The organism is Ruegeria sp. CJ6 (assembly GCF_056536665.1).
Map to the genome: position 1 here is coordinate 89,177 of NZ_JBQFQB010000007.1, position 18,233 is coordinate 107,409.

The following is an 18,233-nucleotide window of genomic DNA, read 5'->3' on the forward strand; positions in this document are numbered from 1 at the left end:
TCAGAAAATCACATTCAGCATCAACAGTGAGACGATCAAGAAAATGATCGTCATGATCCCGCCCGAACGGACGAAATCGGTCACTTTGTACCCAGCTGGCCCCATGATCAGCGCATTCACCTGATGGGTCGGGATAATGAAACTGTTCGAGGTCGAAATCGCGACGGTTAATGCAAAGACCGCCGGGTTGGCACCCGCCGCAACCGCAATTGAAACCGCAAGGGGCACCAACAGAACCGTCGCGCCGACGTTTGACATGACCAGAGAAAATGCCGTCGCCAGAATGGCGACGCCCGCCTGTAGCGCCCAATTCGGCCATCCATCCAAGATGATCATGATCTGTTGCGCAATCCAGGCCGCAGTCCCGGTATTCTGCACCGCCTGACCCAACGGGATCAGACACGCCAGCAGAAAGACCGTGTTCCATCCAACTGCTCGATACGCCTCGTCAACACTGAGCACCCGGGTCAACATCATTCCTGCGGCTCCGGTCAGCAAACAGAGCGACAACCGCACATCCGTGAACAGGATCAGTGACAATGAGATCAAGAAGAACAAGAGCGCCCAGCCTACCTTTTGCGGGCGCAATTCATCCTGCGGGAAGTCCGAGGTGACCACAACAAAATCCGGATCACGCTTTATCCGCATTAGGTTGTCCCAACGGGTATGAGCAACCAACATGTCGCCAGCCTTGAACTTCTCAAGCCCGATCTGGGTGGATTCATGCGTCTCAGTCTCGACATGACTCAGCGTCTCTTCACCCCGGTGGATGGCGAGCAAAGACATTCCGTAGGTTTTACGGAACAGCAATTCGCGAGGGCATTTGCCGATCAGCTTGCTGTCAGGCGTCACGACCACCTCTGCGACCCCAGCATTCGTGGGTGCGAACTCTTCGACAAACACATCCAGATCAGGCAGCACCGTCAGCCCGTACTTTTCGGCAAACTCTTCGACAACCCAGCGCCGACCCACAATCGCTAAACGACAAGGCGCAGCAATCTCGGCTGTTAACACCTGAACCATCGAGGTCTTGCCACGGTAAAAGGTCGAGATGATATAGAGATGATTTTCAAAGTTGATGTCGGCCAGTATCTGCCCGACCAGCGGGCTGTCGGCCGGAACCACGACCTCGAACACATCGGCCTTCAGCCCGTAGACCCGCTGAAGATATTCCTGAGTCCCGCGCCCGGTACCCGTACTCTCCGACCCTGAATCGCCCGGCAGCACCCAACGCCCCAGCAGCAGGAAATATGCGATCCCCGTCAAGATCAGCACCGCACCGATGGGGGTAACGGAAAACAATCCAAAGGGTTCCATCTTCTGAGCTTCGGGCAGTCCTTCGTTTGCAGTTTGGATCAGGTCATTCAACAGAATAAGCGGCGAGGACCCGACCATCGTCATTGTCCCCCCCAGAATGGCACAAAACCCCATGGGCATAAGCAAACGTGACAACGGAATACCCGATCGCGATGAGATACGGCTAACCACCGGTAGGAACAACGCCGCCGCCCCGACATTTTGCATGAATGATGAGATAACACCGACTGTGCCCGAAACGATCGGCAGCACTCGGTTTTCAGACTTACCACCATATTTCAAAATGACGGACGCGACCTTGTTCATCAGCCCCGTTTTATCCAAACCAGCCCCTACGATCATGACCGCAATGATCGAAATCACGGCATTGGACGCAAACCCGTCAAACAGATGAGGAACATTTGCCAGATTTTCGAGACCCGGTGCATAACTCAACAGACCCACAATGACCAACACCAGGATGGCCGAAAGATCGATCCTGACAATCTCGGACACAAACAAGAACACCGTGAAGGCCAAAAGCGCCGAGACCACACCCATTTCGTATGTAAACGCCAATTGCTCCACTGGGATCACCTGGTTCCAAAAGCAAATCTAATAGGCATTTCTAGGCAATCAGCGCGGGCCTGTCATGGACTTTGTCTGTTTGGTCGAAATCCACCGTGACAAAACTACCGGCGTCGTAAGAAGCCGTCCGGTGCCACCGAAATTTGCAGCTTGTGATCGATACTCTTGTCGATCTCGAAATCAGGATTGACTTTCAACCAATCATGAACTGCAGTCTTTGGGTTATCTCCAGGTCCCCATGGACGATCAGTGAACTTAATGGGAGGTATATCCTCAACGATTGTATCGAACACAATGCAATAGCTACCCGAAGGAACAAGCGGGGCATACGCATATAACTCAGCAAGCACATGATCGGGTGTATGATTGCTGTCGAGACAAACAGGTACCTTATGGTAATCTTCAGCAGCAGTTCGATCCTGGTCCACAATGTCTTCGTCGATAGATGAGCCTTGAATCATCTCGATTTTGGAGGCCATCGGATGCTCTTCTATGGCTGCACGATTGTGGGCGAGAGTACCAATGTCAACGCCAAGCACCCTGCATTTGGAACGGGCGAGATCAAGCGTCGTGCTCGCATAAGCGGCGTGAACATGTCATGGACTTGGACCACACCCCACCGCGTGTGGTCAGGAAAACAGGCTGGAACCACTGCCTGAACTGCACGAAACCGTTATGGAGCTTGGTTGCAATAGGGATTCGCATCCGCGATAACTGAAGACACCGACCCGATTGCAAAGTCATTCACGATAGCCGTTGCCGCAGGAGATGGCAGAGTAACGGCACGCAGTTTCGCCAGCCGCGCAAGGCATTGGAGACCGTCGCTCGTAAATCCAACAGAGCAAACCTCGGCAGTGTCTCCTTGCTGCCTGCATCGGTGAAGCGCCTCGGGGGCATGAGTTCCGGGGCGTTTTTATTGAGCGAGTCAACACAGCAAGCCGCATTACTTGTATTGTGCTGGTTTGGGCAAACACACCACCCCGCAGGGCGGGCACCACCTACTCTAAGCTTTTGTATTTGCTTGGCTTAAGTGGTGAGCCGTGCAGGATTCGAACCTGCGACCCACTGATTAAAAGTCAGTTGCTCTACCAACTGAGCTAACGGCCCACTCTTTTTAGGATCTCTTCGATCCGCAGCACTCTGTAAGGTAAATACCCGACCGGGTTCAAGACCTTATTTCGTACTTCAGTTCGCCGTCATTCGTATGAGTTCGGCGCCCCGATAGGCGGCCTAATTAGGCAGGTGGAACTGGGGGGTCAACCCCTTTTTTCAGGAATCTACGCGACAGGGTGGATTCATGTCCGGACCGGCGTTATATGCCCGCCATGCAACAGATACTCGACACCGGTTTGGCCTTTATGAAGATGCACGGGTTGGGCAACGACTTTGTCGTTGTCGATGCGCGCGCGCATGCCGTGCCGGTCACCCCGGCCCTTGCCAGGGGAATCGGGCACCGGCAGTTCGGCGTGGGATTCGATCAGTTGGCGGTGATCGAACGCGGCGAAGCGGATGCGCATCTGGTGTTCTACAATGTCGACGGGTCGACTTCGGCTGCGTGTGGCAACGCCACGCGCTGTATCGCTCGGTTTCTGATGGACGAGACGGGCAAATCTGAACTCACGCTCACAACTGAACGCGGCACACTACAGGCCCGCGACGCTGGCGATGGACTGACGTCGGTGAATATGGGGCACCCCCAACTTCTTTGGAACGAGATTCCCCTGGCGGAAGAGATGGGCACGCTGGAACTGCCGATAGAAGGTGGACCAACGGCGACCGGCATGGGCAACCCGCACTGCACTTTCTTTGTCGACAACGCCGAGGCCATTCCGATGGAAGAGTTCGGCGCGCGTTACGAATACCATCCACTCTATCCCGAACGCACCAATGTTCAGGTCGCACAAATAGTCGCCCCCGACCACATCCGCATGCGGGTGTGGGAGCGAGGAGTGGGGATCACTCTGGCCTCGGGGTCATCATCTTGCGCCACCGCTGTTGCTGCCTCACGTCGAGGCCTCACTGGGCGTAAGGTGCAAGTGGATCTGGACGGCGGCACGATCTGGGTCGACTGGCGCGAGGATGGGGTCTGGATGAAGGGGCCCACAACCCATGTGTTTTCGGGCACGCTGACGCCTGAATACCTGAGGTCACTGGAATGAACCCGCCTAAGTTCAGCACTCTGGGCTGCCGCCTGAACGCCTATGAGACCGAAGCGATGAAAGAACTGTCGCAGCAGGCTGGCCTAACGGATGCTGTGATCGTCAACACCTGCGCGGTGACCGCCGAGGCCGTCCGCAAGGCGCGGCAGGAGATTCGCAAGCTGCGCCGCGAAAACCCCTCGGCACGTCTGATCGTCACCGGGTGCGCGGCGCAAACCGAGCCGCAGACCTTTGCTTCTATGGACGAAGTAGACGCAGTCATCGGCAACACCGAAAAGATGAAACCAGATACCTGGAAAGGCATGGCCGCCGATTTCATCGGTCAGACCGAGGCGGTTCAGGTTGACGACATCATGTCTGTCACGGAAACCGCCGGGCATCTGATTGATGGCTTCGGAACCCGCTCACGCGCCTATGTACAGGTTCAGAATGGCTGCGATCATCGCTGCACCTTCTGTATTATCCCTTACGGCCGGGGCAATTCTCGCAGCGTCCCTGCGGGCGTTGTGGTGGATCAGATCAAACGATTGGTCGATAGGGGCTACAACGAAGTTGTTCTGACCGGGGTCGATCTGACCTCATGGGGCGCGGATCTGCCCGCTCAGCCGAAACTGGGCGATCTGGTGATGCGCATCCTGAAGCTGGTGCCAGACCTGCTGCGCCTGCGGATCAGCTCGATCGATTCAATCGAGGTGGATGAGAACCTGATGCAGGCCATCGCGTCCGAGCCGCGCCTGATGCCGCATCTGCACCTGTCCCTGCAACACGGCGACGACCTGATCCTGAAACGGATGAAACGCCGCCACCTGCGCGACGACGCCATTCGTTTCACGGAAGAGGCCCGCAAACTGCGCCCCGACATGACCTTCGGCGCCGACATCATCGCAGGCTTCCCCACCGAGTCAGACGCCCATTTTGAGAACTCGCTCAAACTCGTCGCCGACTGCAATCTGACCTGGCTGCATGTCTTCCCTTATTCCAAGCGCACAGGTACTCCGGCGGCCCGTATCCCGCAGCAGGTGAACGGCACCATCATCAAGGAACGTGCCGCCCGCCTGCGCGCTGCCGGTGATGTTCAGATCCAAAATCACCTGACCGCACAGATCGGCAAAACCCATCATATCCTGATGGAAAACCCGCATATGGGCCGAACCGAACAATTCACCGAAGTCACCTTCGACGCCCCACAGCCGGTAGGCCAGATTGTAACCCGCAAGATCACCGGGCATAGCGGCCTGCAACTGCAAGCCTGATCCGCCCTTCATCTGGCCAAAAATACCTCGGGGATGAATTGGCCGCAGGCCAAGAAGGGGCTGGCCCCTTCCACACCATCGCAACAAAAAAACCCCCGTCACCGTGATGGCGCGGGGGTTTAGTTTTTAGTTATACGTCGACCTTAGTCCAGACGTTTGCCCTTTATCGGTGCCCACAGGCGCTTGTTCACAAGGTACAGCAGAACAGACAGAACTGTCAGGAACAGAACACCGACGAAACCGGCATTTTTGCGCTCCATCATTTTCGGCTCGGCGCTCCACATCAAGAAGGCTGCTATGTCTTCGGACATTGCCTCAACGGTTGCAGGATGTCCGTCGGCAAATTCAACCTGATCTTCTGCCAGCGGCGGAGCCATGGAAATCCAACCACCGGGGAAGGCCTTGTTCTCATAGAGAACAGTACCAGCTTCTTCCTTTTCTTCACCGGTATAACCATCCAGAAGCGAGGCAATATATTCCGCGCCCCCCATGCCTTTGACCAGCTGGTTGATGCCCAGACCGTAAGGACCATGGAAACCGGCACGGGCCTTCGCCATCAGGCTCAGGTCAGGCGCGCCGACACCGTTGTTGGCCGGGAAGTGGTCGGTCGGGATTGCCGGGCGGAAATCGTCCAGCTCGGGATCGAACACCTCGAAGTTGTCGGCCGCGTAGGTGATGACTTGCTCTTCCGAATACCCCAAATCTTCAAGGGTCCGAAGAGGTACATATTGCAGACCATGGCAGGCTGCGCAGACCTCGGTATAGATCTGTAGGCCGCGCTGAAGCTGGTTCTGATCCCAGGTTCCAAACGGTCCCTCGAACGAGAAGTCGAAATCTTCGATGTGCTGCTCACCGCCACCTGCCGCAAAAGTCGAGGCGGGCGCAAGGGCCAAAGCGAACGCGGCACCGATTGCAAGTTTCTTGAACATGTTTCCGGTCCCTCTTCTTACTCGGCCGGCGTGGCGTCGGCGTTTGCCTTGCCATAATGCGCGTTGAAGTCTTCTTCGATGGTTTCCGGCTGCGCCTCGGGTTTTTCGATGACACCCAGGATCGGCAGGATCACGAAGAAATAGGCGAACCAGTAAGCCGAAGCGATCAGCGAGAAGGTCGCATAGGGCTCTTCCGCGGGCATCGCACCCAGCCACATCAAAGCAAAGAAGTCGATGATCAAAAGGTAGAACCACCATTTGAACATCGGACGATACTTGCCCGAACGCACGGTCGAGGTGTCCAGCCAAGGGGCTAGGGCCATGGCCAGGATCGCACCAAACATCGCAATCACACCAAAGAACTTGGCGTCGATGATGCCGCCGGTGATGAAGCTGGCGAACTGAACGACCCAGACTTCGCCAGTGAACGCACGCAGGATCGCGTAGAATGGCAGGAAGTACCATTCAGGGACGATGTGCGCAGGAGTAACCAGCGGGTTGGCTTCGATGTAGTTATCCGGGTGACCCAAGTAGTTCGGCATGTAGCCCACGATGGCCCAGAACACGACCAGAATGACCGCCAGCGCGAACAGGTCCTTGATCACGAAATAGGGCCAGAACGGCAGCGTGTCTTTCTCTGCCTCGGCTTTCGAGCCACGGCGAACCTCAACACCTGTCGGGTTGTTGTTGCCTGTGGTGTGGAAGGCCCAGATATGCACGATCACAAGCGCCGCGATAACAAACGGCAGAAGGTAGTGCAGCGAGAAAAAGCGGTTCAGAGTGGCGTTGTCCACCGCAGGTCCGCCCAGCAACCAGGTCTGGATCGCATCACCAACAAACGGGATCGCACCAAACAGGCCGGTGATCACGGTCGCACCCCAGAAGGACATCTGCCCCCAGGGCAGAACGTAGCCCATGAACGCAGTGCCCATCATCATCAGGTAAATGAGCATCCCGATGATCCACGTAATCTCACGCGGGGCTTTGTATGAGCCGTAGAACAGGCCGCGGAAGATGTGGATGTAGACTGCTACAAAGAACAGCGATGCGCCGTTCATGTGCAGATAGCGCAGCATATAGCCGCCGTTCACGTTGCGCATGATGTGTTCGATGCTGGCAAAGGCCAGATCAACATGCGGGGTGTAGTGCATCACCAGAACGATACCGGTGACGATCTGCAACGCCAGGCAGAACGCCAGGACGATGCCCCAGATCCACCACCAGTTCAGGTTCTTGGGGGTTGGGATCATCAGGGTGTCGTAAAGCAGGCCGACGATGGGCAGACGGCTGTTCAGCCACTTCTCGCCATTTGTCTTCGGCTCGTAATGATCGTGGGGAATTCCGGACATAAGTTAGGTCTCCCTTAGCCAAGCTTGATGGTGGTGGCGTCCACCCATTCAACGGGCGGAATGGGCAGGTTTTCAGGCGCGGGGCCTTTGCGGATACGACCGGCAAGATCGTAGTGCGAGCCGTGGCAGGGGCAGAACCAACCGCCAAAATCGCCAGCATCGCCAAGCGGCACACAACCCAAGTGTGTACAAACACCCATCTGAACGATCCACGCCCCTTCTCCTTCGCCTTCGGGCGAAGGCATGACGCGATTGGCATCGGTCGCTGGTGCGTCGGCGTTCAAATTGAAGTTGCGAGCCAGCGGGTCAGGCAGCGCGTCGACACCTTCAGCGTCCTGCTCCTGAGCTTCCTGAATCTCGGCACCTGTGCGGTGACGGATGAAAACAGGCTTACCCAACCACTTTGCAGTCAGCTGCGTACCCGGCTCTACCCCGCTTACATCCACACGGATCGAGGACAGCGCCTGGACGTCTGCCGATGGGTTCATTTGATTTACCAGGGGCCAAACGGCAGCCCCGGTGGCAACGACACCTGCGCCGCCAGCGACGTAGTAGAGGAAATCTCTGCGGGTGCCTTCGTGGTCTTCAGCTTGGGACACGAGGTTATCTCCGATTATCTGGCGCCCGCGAACGGGCATAAAGCTCGCGCACCGCACAAGTGCGGCGTCTTAAACGGGGTATCTATCGGGGAGAATAGAGTTCGTCCAGCGCTCTTAAACGCGCAATACGCCGCATCTAAGCATTCATGTCACGGTGAAAGGGCAAAATTTCAATCTCAAATGCAGATTTTAACCCTCAGAGCGGCGAATTGGCGCCAGGCAGGCGGGACGTGATTCGGCATCGACCCGCGCTGGTAGATCCCCAAATTGAAATCTCCTCACCCTATGCGAACGCCGCCGATTTCACGTGCATCTCTACCTTAGGAACACTGTATTCCTTCTATTTTAGCGCGATACGATTCCTCTTAAATTATTAATATAAAATAGATATTTCAAACACGTGATTATCTACCAGAATTCGATTGCACTCTAAACGGGAATGCGTGAAAGGCCACAGGCGCAATATTCCCAGCCGGAGATGTTCAATGCTCAAGATAGCAGCAACCGTAGTTTTTGTTTCGTTTCTGACTTCAGTACAGGCGATCGCAGCCGGCGATCCGGCGAAAGGCGAACAGCTCTATAACAGATGCTCTTCGTGCCATGCGATCATCAAAAATGGCGAGGTTCTGGTCAAAGGCGGCATCACCGGGCCGAATCTCTTTGGCGTAGTTGGCCGCACCGCCGGAACTGAAAACGACTATCTTTATGGAAGTGAACGTTTGCCCATCGGGATGTTCACCGACGACATGATCCGCGCCGGGCAAGAAGGGCTTGTGTGGACTGAAGAAAACATCGCCGCCTATTCTCGGGATCCGATCGGGTTCATCAAGGAATATCTGGATGATGACACCGCCCGCCCGAACATGAGCGTCAAGCTGAAAAAAGGCGCAGATGACATCGCTGCTTATCTCGCCACATTCAGCGCTCAATGAATGGAAGGCGAGAACGCGTGCCTCAGGCCTTGCGCATCAACGAGGCCAAGCGCGCCACCTCGCTGCCAAGTCCTGCTGAGTGCACGTGATCAGCCGCGCGATGTCGCGCCTCATCGGGCTTGTTCTGATTCAGCTTCCAAGTGCCGTCGACATCCGAGATCATGAGTCGGCAGGGAACGATCATGCGCATCATTCTATCCAGCGCGTCTGGTGTCATCTTAGACGCCAACCATGGCGGCTTTGGCAGCAGGCGATTTTCAAAGTCTGCCGCCTGCCGGTCGAGCAGATTTCGCAGGTCGTCCGTTGGCCGCATCTCAAGCACACCAGTTAGATGCACCGCTACATAGTTCCAGGTCGGCACCTGATCATCGACTTCGTACCAGTCAGGCGAGATATACCCATCCGGCCCCAACACAGCGATCTTCGCAGGTTGCGGCTTTTTCAGCGCCCTAACAATCGGATTTGACCGGACCAGATGCAGGTCAGCCGATGAAGCATCCTCGTTCAGAAGAAAGGGAACGTGGCTTAACAACGGTGCATCCGATGTCGACACTGCCAGAACACCAAAGGCGCGGTCACGCGCAAACTCGATGTGACGCTCGCGCGTCTCGGCGCGAAAGGTGGGATTGGGATGCATATTCGTCCTCCTGCCAATTTCTCTTGCAGAAGCGATATCTCCTTGGCAAGGTCCCACTCGTTCTCAGGGCGGGGCGAAATTCCCCACCGGCGGTATGCGGGCATGACCCGTAAGCCCGCGAGCGGCCCCGGTCTCCGGGGTGTCAGCAGATCTGGTGAGAAGCCAGAGCCGACGGTTACAGTCCGGATGAAAGAGAACGTGCAGCACGCCGGTAATGCGGTGTGCCTGCTCGTGATCGCCTTGGGTGACGTGTCTGTTACGAAAGGAGATCATGATGACACACACCCGCTATGCTTTTGTCAAAGCCAACTGGCATTCAGATATCGTGGATCGCGCGCTGGATGGGTTTCTCGAACTAATTCCAGCCGATCAGGTTGATGTCTTCGACGTTCCGGGCGCTTTCGAGATGCCCCTGCTGGCCCGTGACCTGGCGCAAACGGGGCGCTACGCCGCCGTAGCCTGCGCTGCCTTTGTAGTGGATGGCGGCATCTACCGGCATGACTTCGTCGCACAAGCGGTTGTCGATGGCTTGATGCGGGCCGGGCTCGATTCAGGTGTTCCGGTCCTGTCGGTCTCGCTGACACCGCATCAGTATCAGGAAACGGATCACCACAACGCCATCTATCGCGCGCATTTCATCGAGAAAGGGCGCGAGGCGGCACTTGCAGCGCTTAAGATCAACGCAACCCGCGCCGCGGTGGCTCAAGCCGCCTGATTTATTCCAATCGCGCCGCCCACAGGGCGGCGCTTGCTTCTCTGCAAATGCAAATCCGCTTGAGGACCAAGGCACTCCCCGCTAATCACATCGCTCAAAGGAGCATGCCCCATGTCGATGAACAGTTTTGGCCACCTCTTCCGCGTTACCACCTGGGGTGAAAGCCACGGACCCGCTTTGGGTGCGACCATAGATGGCTGCCCTCCGGGCGTCACGATCGATGAAGGCATGATCCAGCATTGGCTGGACAAGCGCAAACCAGGTCAGAACAAATTCACCACACAGCGGCGCGAACCCGATCAGGTCAAAATCCTGTCTGGTGTTTTCGAAGGCCAGACCACAGGCACACCGGTGCAGTTGATGATCGAGAACACCGATCAGCGCTCGAAAGACTACGGCGACATCATGGACAAGTTTCGTCCGGGACACGCCGACATCACATACTGGCAGAAGTACGGGATCCGTGACTATCGCGGCGGCGGGCGCAGTTCGGCGAGGGAAACGGCATCACGTGTGGCGGCCGGAGGACTCGCGCGTGAGGCTATCAAACAGATCGCTCCGAATGTTCAAATCAACGGTTATATGACCCAGATCGGTCCGCACAAGATCGACCGTGCCAATTTCGACTGGTCGCAGATCGAACAGAATCCATTCTGGACGCCCGACGCCAAAGCAGCCGAAGATTGGGCCGCTTATCTGAACGACCTGCGCAAATCCGGCAACTCGGTCGGCGCAGTGGTCGAAGTGGTCGCGCGCGGCGTTCCAGCGGGGCTCGGCGCGCCGGTTTATGCCAAGTTAGACACTGATCTGGCTGCAGCCATGATGTCGATAAACGCAGTTAAAGGGGTTGAAATCGGTGAAGGCATGGGCGCCGCCGAACTGACTGGCGAGGCCAACGCCGACGAGATATTCATGGGACAGGACGGCCCTCAATACAGCTCGAACCACGCTGGCGGTATTCTGGGCGGCATTTCGACCGGCCAGGATCTTGTGGTGCGCTTTGCGGTCAAGCCGACCTCGTCCATTCTGACCACCCGCAAGACCATCACCAAATCCGGCGAAGAGACCGAGATCATTACCAAAGGCCGCCACGACCCCTGCGTCGGCATCCGCGCCGTTCCGGTAGGTGAGGCAATGGTGGCTTGCGTGATCCTTGATCACCTGCTCCTGCACCGTGGTCAAATCGGCGAGAACCGTGGACAGATTGGCTGATCTGCGCGCTTCGCTGCGCGCTGTCGTCAGGCAACGGATGCAGACGGATCCGGCGCATGATCTGGCGCACTTGGATCGGGTTTGGGTTAATGCGCAGGCGATTGCGGATGATGAAACCAACCCGCGTGTCTTGCTGGCGGCGTGTTATCTGCATGATCTGATCAACCTGTCAAAAGATGATCCGGATCGGCATCTGGCCTCGATGCGATCCGCCGCTGAATCAGAGCCTATTCTTGCAGACCTTGGCTATACAGCCATCGAAACGGAAGCTGTTCAGCACGCCATTGCCGCCCATAGCTTTTCGGCCAACATCCCGCCCGAAACACCCGAGGCGCGAATACTACGGGATGCCGATCGTCTGGATGCGTTGGGTGCTATCGGTATCGCCCGCAACTTTTCAGTATCGGGCGCCCTGGGACGCACCCTTTATGACCCGTCAGATCCGTTTGCCGAAAACCGTTTGCCGAATGACCTGATTTTTTCAATCGATCACTGGCAAATAAAACTGCTGCGCTTACCCAATGATATGCTGACCGAAAAAGGCAGGGCCATCGCGCAGGACCGAGCCGCGCGGATGATGAGGTTTCTAAAGGACCTGTCAGAGGAAATTGGAGCTCAGCTTCCACTAGACTGGTCCAATCTCTGATACGTCAACTTTGGCCAGTTGATCTTTCCGCCTCAAAGGCGCAGGTTCGCGACCATGGCGAAATCCTTAACATCACATCGTCCGGCATTGGCCGTGGCGCTCAAGCTCAGTGCGCTCGTGCTGTTCACGACGATGTCTGCATTGGTCAAGGCTTTGTCAGATGATTTCCCGCCGGGAGAGATGGTGTTTTTCCGCTCGCTTTTCGCGATTCCGGTTATCATCGCCTGGCTTGTCTGGCGAGGAGAGCTGGTGCACGGCTTTGTCGTCAAGAAGCCGATGGGCCATTTCTGGCGCGGGGTTCTGGGAACCTCGGCCATGGGGCTGACCTTTACTGGTCTTAGCCTGTTGCCGCTGCCCGAGGTAACCGCCATCGGATATGCAACCCCGATCTTCACGCTGATTCTGGCCGCAATCATGTTGGGCGAGCGGATACGAATGATTCGTATCGGGGCCGTCGCGCTTGGCCTTGTCGGCGTTCTGATCATGATCTGGCCCCGGCTGGGTTCAGGCACTGCCGAAACCGCCGCAACAATAGGTGCGCTTTGCGTGCTGGCTGCAACCGTTGCCCGTGCCTTTGTGCAGATACATATTCGCCAACTGGTACAGGTGGATCATCCCGCCGCAATCGTGTTCTATTTCTCTCTCACAGCGACCTTGCTTTCGGGTCTCACAGTGTTTTGGGGCTGGGTTATCCCGACATGGGAGCAAGCCGCATTGCTGGTGACAATCGGCCTGATCGGCGGAGTGGCGCAGATTCTGGTGACCTCGTCCTACAAGTTTGGACAAGCGTCAATGCTGGCACCTTATGACTACACCACAATGCTGTTCGCCATTGTCATTGGTTATTTCTGGTTCGATGAGTTGCCAACCCTGGTGATGCTGGGCGGCGCGGCGTTGGTGATTGCAGGCAACGTCGTGGTGATCCTGCGTGAACGACAACTTGGCCTTGATCGGACCAAAGCGCGATCAGCAACGGATCCCAAAGCCTGACTTTACCTTTCGCAATCTTTCCCTAGGTTGGGTCGCGATACACCTATGAGGTTTCCCGATGAGCGACGCACAGAACCACAAAGAAAAGATGCAAGAGGTGCAAGCCAAGCACCGCAAGAAAGTCTCGGAAGCGGTCGATCCCGGCCGGGGACTGGTGCTGATCAATACAGGTAAAGGCAAGGGAAAATCCTCGGCTGCGTTTGGCGTGGTGATCCGGGCATTGGGCTGGGGCCAGAAAGTGGCTGTGGTTCAGTTCATCAAGGGCAAGTGGAAAACCGGTGAGCGCAGGTTCTTTGAGGAACGCGACCTGGTCACCTGGCACACGATGGGCGAAGGGTTTACCTGGGATACGCAGGACCGCGAGCGCGACATCGCGGCTGCGACTTCGGCCTTCAACAAGGCCTGTGATCTGATGAGAAGCGGCGATTACGATCTGGTTGTCCTCGACGAGATCAATATCGCCCTGCGCTACGAATACCTTTCAGTAGACACTGTTATCGAAGGATTGAAAGATCGGTCTGACAAGACCAGCGTGTTCCTGACTGGCCGGGATGCCCCGCAAGCCCTAAGGGACTATGCGGATCTGGTGACTGAGATGACCGAAGAAAAACACCCGTTCCAAGCCGGCATCAAAGCCCAACGTGGTGTGGATTTCTAGGCCCGCGCACCACCCTCATTCAGCGCGCGCATCGAATCGCGCCTGACTGCGTACATCGTTGCGGCTGAGCGTTCTTCGAGCGCCCGGCAGCGCTCGGCGTTGCAGGTCTTGTGATCGAGATAGGCCGCGACTTCTGAGGTTAGCGCGTCGCAATCACACGATGCACAGCAGGGATCGGCCATCAGTTCTTCAAATCGATCACGCAATCGCGGGCTCCTTTGGTCGTTCCCGGGGCAATGGCAGGCCTTCACATCTGCTTTTGCTGAGCCCACAGATCGCCCCGGAACCAGTTGCTTGATGGTGTCATCTGGCGTTGCGCTATATCTGATGGTTTTTGTCGGAAAATTCAAGCCTGAAAATCTGATGCGACCGGGGCGGCCCATTGGGCAAATTTGGCCTTATTAGTGTCTAAAACAAAAATGGCCATCCGGATGCCCGCATGGCCCAGCTGATCGCTACGGTTCTGACTCACTTCAAGCAATAGCGCTCTGTTCGGGCGCGCTGAGCGAGATCACCACAACGACTGCGGCCCCGTTCACCCAGTAGAACAACGCATCAAGCCCAGAAAACCCAAACAGGCTGGGTGCCAAAAGGAACGTGACGCCGACTAGCAGATCAACAGCCAAGTGAAACTTGTATGGCAGAACCCGCCAAATCCCAAGGTGATGGTCTGTCAGAACGGTCAGTACGAATGCTGCAATGCCGGTCACAACGGACAGCCAGAGTGCCAGCGGGTTGGACTGGCCCAGCCCCAGTACAAAAGGCAAAACCATCAGCGCAATCGCAACCGGGTAGTCAAGATAGGCATGGACAGAGCGGGTGACAAAACGCAGGGACATGTGAACTTCCTTTCTTCAATCAGTGATGATCAAAGATTAGGGGCGCGCGATTGAACGCAACATCTCAGTTCGTTTTGCATTTATTGCAGATCGTTCAAATGATCTGTACGATTAGTGCATCGCACGGTACGCGGCGGGCGACAGTCCGACCTGCTTCTTGAACACGCGTGAAAACGCAGCCTCGGACGCGTATCCCACTTCTGCTGCGGCATCCGCAACGTTCCAGCGATTTTCGGTCAACCCATGGCACGCGATCTGCATCCGCCAGTCCGTCAGGTACTGCATCGGGGTAGTCCCCATCTTTTGTGAGAAAAGCTGCGCAAATGCAGTGCGTGACATTGCTGCTTCTCGCGCGAGCATCGCAACGCTCCACTCCTGCGCCGGAGACTGGTGAAATGCAGTCAGCGCCCGCGAGATGCGCGGATCGGCAAATCCGGCAAGCGCGGCATCATGAGGACTTTGATGTTCAAGGTATGCCCGGATCGCTTGCGCAAACAGCACTTCGGACAGTTTCAGCGCGATCAGGTCACCGCCGATACGAGCACCGGACACTTCAGATCCGATCATGCGCAATGTCGCCTCGATCCAGGCACCCGCTTCTTCACCGTAATTCTCGATCAGTATGAAAGGTGGCAACCGGTCGATCAGCATATGACCGGTTCCGTTTCGCCCGGCTGGCCCGGTGAATGAGAAATGTCCGCAAATCAGTTGCGTATCGCGCTCGGCTTCCTCACCGCCATAGACCAGGACACCATCGCCTTTGTAGCCTGACAGCTCTAACACCCGCTCAAGGGGCAAGGCATCATAGGGTTTGACTTCATTACACAGCAGCGCATGCGGCGCACCGTGGGGAATAAGAATCAGATCACCCTGCCTCAACCGCAAGGTCTCGCCGGTTGTTGGCAGGTGCACCTTCAATTCACCGCGTTGCACAAAGTGAAACCGGGCCACGTTCTCGAAGCCTGGCACCTGTATCCCAAACGGCGGAGTAAAGGATGTGCGGAAATAAAATGTGCCACGCAGAGAGAGGCGTGTAAGGATATCGCTGAGAAGATCTAACATGAGCCAACGATACGGCTTGGCCCGGCAGCGTCCATACCTTCGAACGATCTGCATGCATATTTGCATGATCTGCAATCAAAACCCCCGCCTGAGCGGGGGTTCAATACGGTGTTAACTTACGCGCGGACCAATTTCTCGTAATCTTCGGCGATTTCGCGGGTCAGATCGCCGACCTCGAAGGTATAATCGCCGATCTGCCCGACAGGTGTAACCTCGGCTGCAGTGCCAGTCAGCCAGCATTGCTCGAAATCGGCCATCTCCTCGGGACGGATCCGACGTTCATGAACAGTGATGCCCTTGTCTTTCAGCATCTGGATCACCGTCTGACGAGTGATGCCGTTGAGGAAGCAATCGGCCAGCGGGGTGTGCACTTCGCCATCCTTAACGAAGAAGACATTTGCCCCCGTCGCCTCGGCGACGTTGCCATTGTAATCCATGAACAAAGCGTCCGAGCAGCCTTTGGCCTCAGCTTTGTGTTTGGAAATGGTGCAGATCATGTAAAGACCTGCTGCCTTGGCATGGACTGGAATGGTTTCCGGACTGGGTCGTTTCCACTCGGCGATGTCCAACTTGGCGCCTTGCATCTTAGCGTCACCGTAATAGGCACCCCAAGGCCAAACAGCGATGGCCATCCGAACCGGATTCTTAGCGGACGCCACACCCATATCCTCGCCCGAACCGCGCCAGACCAGCGCACGTACATACGCATCTTGAAGACCACTGGCTTTGAGCGCTTCTTCCTTGGCGGCCTCGATCTCATCGACCGAGTATGGCATCGGCATATCCAGCGCCTCTGCCGACGCGATCAGGCGTTCGGAATGCTCGCGGCTTTTGAAGATCTTGCCGTTGTAAGCGCGCTCACCCTCGAACACCGAAGACGCATAATGCATCGCGTGGGACAGGATGTGCACATTGGCCTCACGCCAGGGCACCAATTCGCCATCCATCCAGATGACACCGTCGCGATCGTCATATCCAGCCATGCGAAACCTCCTGAACCGGTCGATATTTCCGAATGTTGCGCCGTTTAGGTCCGTATCGGACACAATGTTGCGCAAAAACTGCGATTCGATACCTGCGCGCTCTTGGAATGTCAATAAGGCTGACATAAAGTCAGGTTATATTGCGAATGAGGCCCAACATGACCGACATCCGTCCCGCCCCGGTCTTTGGCGGAGAAAGCCTGTTGTTTCTGACAGATGAACAACTGAGGCAGGGCATCGAGGCCATGTTTTTTGCCTATCGAGGTTTTACCGCTGATCCTGATCGCATCCTGACTGAATTGGCCTATGGTCGGGCGCATCACCGGGCCATCCACTTTATCAACCGAGCGCCGGGAACGACGGTGAACAATCTGCTGGCCATATTGGGTGTCACGAAGCAATCGCTGAATCGCGTCTTGCGCAGCCTGATTGAAGATGGGTTGGTCGAAAGCCGGGTCGGAACAGTGGACAAACGCGAACGCCACCTATTTCTGACGGATAAAGGAAAGGCACTCGAGGCCAAACTATCTGACGCCCAGCGCGCCCGGATGCGTGCGGCCTACAAAGATGCGGGCCCCGAAGCGGTAGCCGGGTTTCGCAAAGTGCTTGAAGCGATGATGGATGCTGATATGCGTCGTGCATATACGAAACTGCGGGATACGACTTCATGAGCGAAATGGACGCCCATCTTCTGATCGTCGACGATGACGAGCGTATTCGTGATTTGCTCAAGAAATTCCTGATGCGCAGCGGTTTTCTTGTAACCGCGGCGCGGGATGCAGCGCACGCACGGCGGGTTTTGTCGGGGCTCGATTTCGACTTGATTGTACTGGATGTGATGATGCCCGGCGAAGACGGCGTTAGCCTGACCCGATCCCTGCGCGACACCCATTCCACCCCGATCCTGCTTTTGACGGCCAAGGGCGAGACCGAGCATCGGATTGCCGGGCTTGAGGCGGGTGCGGATGACTATCTGGCCAAGCCATTCGAGCCGAAAGAGTTGCTGCTGAGGATCAACGCCATTCTGCGTCGGATGCCAGAGACACCTGCACAGGACACGGCGGCGAAGATTCTACATCTTGGGCCCATTCGCTATGATATCGAACGCGGTGAGATGTGGCAGGGCGAAGACCCGGTGCGCCTAACCGCGACCGAAAGCCAGTTGATGAAAATATTCTCGGCTCAACCCGGCGAACCGATCAGCCGGGCCAAGCTGGTCGAAGATCTGGGGCGTGACAAAGGTCAGGCACAGGAGCGCGCTGTGGACGTACAGATCACCCGCTTGCGTCGGAAGCTTGAGCAAGATCCGAAGCAACCCCGGTATCTGCAGACCGTACGGGGTGCAGGGTATATGTTGGCACCGGATTGATTTTGCCGCTGCGCGGC

General features: G+C 56.5%; 19 protein-coding genes, 1 tRNA gene, 1 pseudogene and 1 riboswitch. Of the genes and pseudogenes, 10 read left to right on the forward strand and 11 right to left on the reverse strand.

The genetic code is table 11. The features are described from left to right. The 3 genes and pseudogenes from ACR0BT_RS18365 to ACR0BT_RS18375 form a co-directional block, all read right to left on the reverse strand. Positions 1–1,857 (reverse strand): SLC13 family permease, encoded by a 1,857-nt coding sequence (locus tag ACR0BT_RS18365; protein ID WP_170398548.1) that lies wholly within the window; start codon positions 1,855–1,857, stop codon positions 1–3. A 131-nt stretch (positions 1,858–1,988) separates the two neighbouring features. Then, positions 1,989–2,456, reverse strand: a pseudogene (locus ACR0BT_RS18370) (CmcI family methyltransferase); the annotation flags it as partial. A 459-nt stretch (positions 2,457–2,915) separates the two neighbouring features. Then, positions 2,916–2,991 (reverse strand) — tRNA-Lys (locus tag ACR0BT_RS18375). A gap of 209 nt (positions 2,992–3,200) precedes the next feature. On the opposite strand from ACR0BT_RS18375, the gene dapF reads away from it, so the two are divergent. After that, a complete protein-coding gene (gene dapF / locus ACR0BT_RS18380) occupies positions 3,201–4,043 on the forward strand; it encodes a diaminopimelate epimerase (RefSeq protein WP_480763793.1) in 843 nt (280 codons plus the stop codon). After that, on the forward strand, positions 4,040–5,296 hold the full coding sequence (mtaB, locus tag ACR0BT_RS18385; RefSeq protein WP_480763794.1) for a tRNA (N(6)-L-threonylcarbamoyladenosine(37)-C(2))-methylthiotransferase MtaB: 1,257 nt from the start codon (positions 4,040–4,042) through the stop codon (positions 5,294–5,296). Before dapF ends, mtaB begins: the two co-directional genes overlap by 4 nt. A 143-nt stretch (positions 5,297–5,439) precedes the next feature. On the opposite strand, the gene ACR0BT_RS18390 is transcribed toward mtaB, so the two are convergent. From ACR0BT_RS18390 to petA, 3 genes are read right to left on the reverse strand one after another with little or no spacing between them, the layout of a single operon-like run. Further along, the gene (locus tag ACR0BT_RS18390; RefSeq protein ID WP_170398299.1) at positions 5,440–6,225 is read right to left on the reverse strand and encodes a cytochrome c1; all 786 of its coding nucleotides are present in this window, start codon (positions 6,223–6,225) and stop codon (positions 5,440–5,442) included. A 17-nt stretch (positions 6,226–6,242) separates the two neighbouring features. After that, on the reverse strand, positions 6,243–7,574 hold the full coding sequence (gene petB / locus ACR0BT_RS18395; RefSeq protein ID WP_170398296.1) for a cytochrome b: 1,332 nt from the start codon (positions 7,572–7,574) through the stop codon (positions 6,243–6,245). A gap of 14 nt (positions 7,575–7,588) precedes the next feature. Next, on the reverse strand, positions 7,589–8,173 hold the full coding sequence (petA, locus tag ACR0BT_RS18400) for a ubiquinol-cytochrome c reductase iron-sulfur subunit (RefSeq protein WP_170398293.1): 585 nt from the start codon (positions 8,171–8,173) through the stop codon (positions 7,589–7,591). A 485-nt stretch (positions 8,174–8,658) separates the two neighbouring features. On the opposite strand from petA, the gene ACR0BT_RS18405 reads away from it, so the two are divergent. Next, positions 8,659–9,105, forward strand: a complete 447-nt coding sequence (locus tag ACR0BT_RS18405; RefSeq protein WP_170425585.1) for a c-type cytochrome — start codon at positions 8,659–8,661, stop codon at positions 9,103–9,105. 22 nt (positions 9,106–9,127) lie between these two features. Here the strand turns inward: ACR0BT_RS18405 and ACR0BT_RS18410 are convergent, their stop codons facing one another. Beyond that, positions 9,128–9,742, reverse strand: coding sequence for an FMN-binding negative transcriptional regulator (locus ACR0BT_RS18410; RefSeq protein WP_480763795.1), 615 nt, complete (start codon positions 9,740–9,742; stop codon positions 9,128–9,130). Positions 9,743–9,797: 55 nt separating this feature from the next. Further along, positions 9,798–9,944: riboswitch (FMN riboswitch) on the forward strand. Positions 9,945–10,016: 72 nt separating this feature from the next. Between ACR0BT_RS18410 and ACR0BT_RS18415 the strand changes: the two genes are divergently transcribed. From ACR0BT_RS18415 to cobO, 5 genes are all read left to right on the forward strand, one after another. After that, positions 10,017–10,457: a 6,7-dimethyl-8-ribityllumazine synthase gene (locus ACR0BT_RS18415; RefSeq protein WP_170613155.1), complete on the forward strand. Its 441-nt coding sequence runs from the start codon at positions 10,017–10,019 to the stop codon at positions 10,455–10,457. A gap of 111 nt (positions 10,458–10,568) precedes the next feature. Continuing rightward, positions 10,569–11,669, forward strand: coding sequence for a chorismate synthase (gene aroC / locus ACR0BT_RS18420; RefSeq protein ID WP_480763796.1), 1,101 nt, complete (start codon positions 10,569–10,571; stop codon positions 11,667–11,669). Next, positions 11,653–12,315 (forward strand): HD domain-containing protein, encoded by a 663-nt coding sequence (locus ACR0BT_RS18425; protein WP_170466534.1) that lies wholly within the window; start codon positions 11,653–11,655, stop codon positions 12,313–12,315. The genes aroC and ACR0BT_RS18425 overlap by 17 nt, the downstream gene beginning before the upstream one ends. 54 nt (positions 12,316–12,369) lie before the next feature. Beyond that, on the forward strand, positions 12,370–13,305 hold the full coding sequence (locus ACR0BT_RS18430; protein WP_170398226.1) for a DMT family transporter: 936 nt from the start codon (positions 12,370–12,372) through the stop codon (positions 13,303–13,305). A gap of 58 nt (positions 13,306–13,363) precedes the next feature. Then, a complete protein-coding gene (gene cobO / locus ACR0BT_RS18435) occupies positions 13,364–13,963 on the forward strand; it encodes a cob(I)yrinic acid a,c-diamide adenosyltransferase (RefSeq protein ID WP_170636646.1) in 600 nt (199 codons plus the stop codon). On the opposite strand, the gene ACR0BT_RS18440 is transcribed toward cobO, so the two are convergent. The 4 genes from ACR0BT_RS18440 to ACR0BT_RS18455 all read right to left on the reverse strand — a co-directional run bounded on the left by ACR0BT_RS18440 (position 13,960) and on the right by ACR0BT_RS18455 (position 16,847). Beyond that, complete coding sequence (locus ACR0BT_RS18440) at positions 13,960–14,169, reverse strand: hypothetical protein (protein ID WP_170398221.1); 210 nt, start codon at positions 14,167–14,169, stop codon at positions 13,960–13,962. The two genes, cobO and ACR0BT_RS18440, sit on opposite strands and share 4 nt — an antisense overlap. A gap of 267 nt (positions 14,170–14,436) precedes the next feature. Then, entirely contained in the window at positions 14,437–14,802 is a 366-nt protein-coding gene (locus tag ACR0BT_RS18445) for an SPW repeat domain-containing protein (RefSeq protein ID WP_170408134.1), read from the reverse strand. Between the two features lie 111 nt (positions 14,803–14,913). After that, positions 14,914–15,864 carry an AraC family transcriptional regulator gene (locus ACR0BT_RS18450; RefSeq protein WP_480763797.1) on the reverse strand — a complete coding sequence of 317 codons (951 nt, stop codon included), beginning with the start codon at positions 15,862–15,864 and terminating at the stop codon, positions 14,914–14,916. 116 nt (positions 15,865–15,980) lie between these two features. Then, positions 15,981–16,847, reverse strand: a complete 867-nt coding sequence (locus ACR0BT_RS18455) for a branched-chain amino acid aminotransferase (protein ID WP_170398212.1) — start codon at positions 16,845–16,847, stop codon at positions 15,981–15,983. Positions 16,848–17,005: 158 nt separating this feature from the next. Here ACR0BT_RS18455 and ACR0BT_RS18460 point away from each other — a divergent pair, with 158 nt between their 5' ends. Together ACR0BT_RS18460 and ACR0BT_RS18465 are read left to right on the forward strand one after the other, a co-directional pair. Further along, the gene (locus ACR0BT_RS18460; RefSeq protein ID WP_170398209.1) at positions 17,006–17,518 is read left to right on the forward strand and encodes a MarR family winged helix-turn-helix transcriptional regulator; all 513 of its coding nucleotides are present in this window, start codon (positions 17,006–17,008) and stop codon (positions 17,516–17,518) included. Then, entirely contained in the window at positions 17,515–18,216 is a 702-nt protein-coding gene (locus tag ACR0BT_RS18465) for a response regulator (RefSeq protein ID WP_170513633.1), read from the forward strand. Before ACR0BT_RS18460 ends, ACR0BT_RS18465 begins: the two co-directional genes overlap by 4 nt. Positions 18,217–18,233 lie beyond the last annotated feature (17 nt).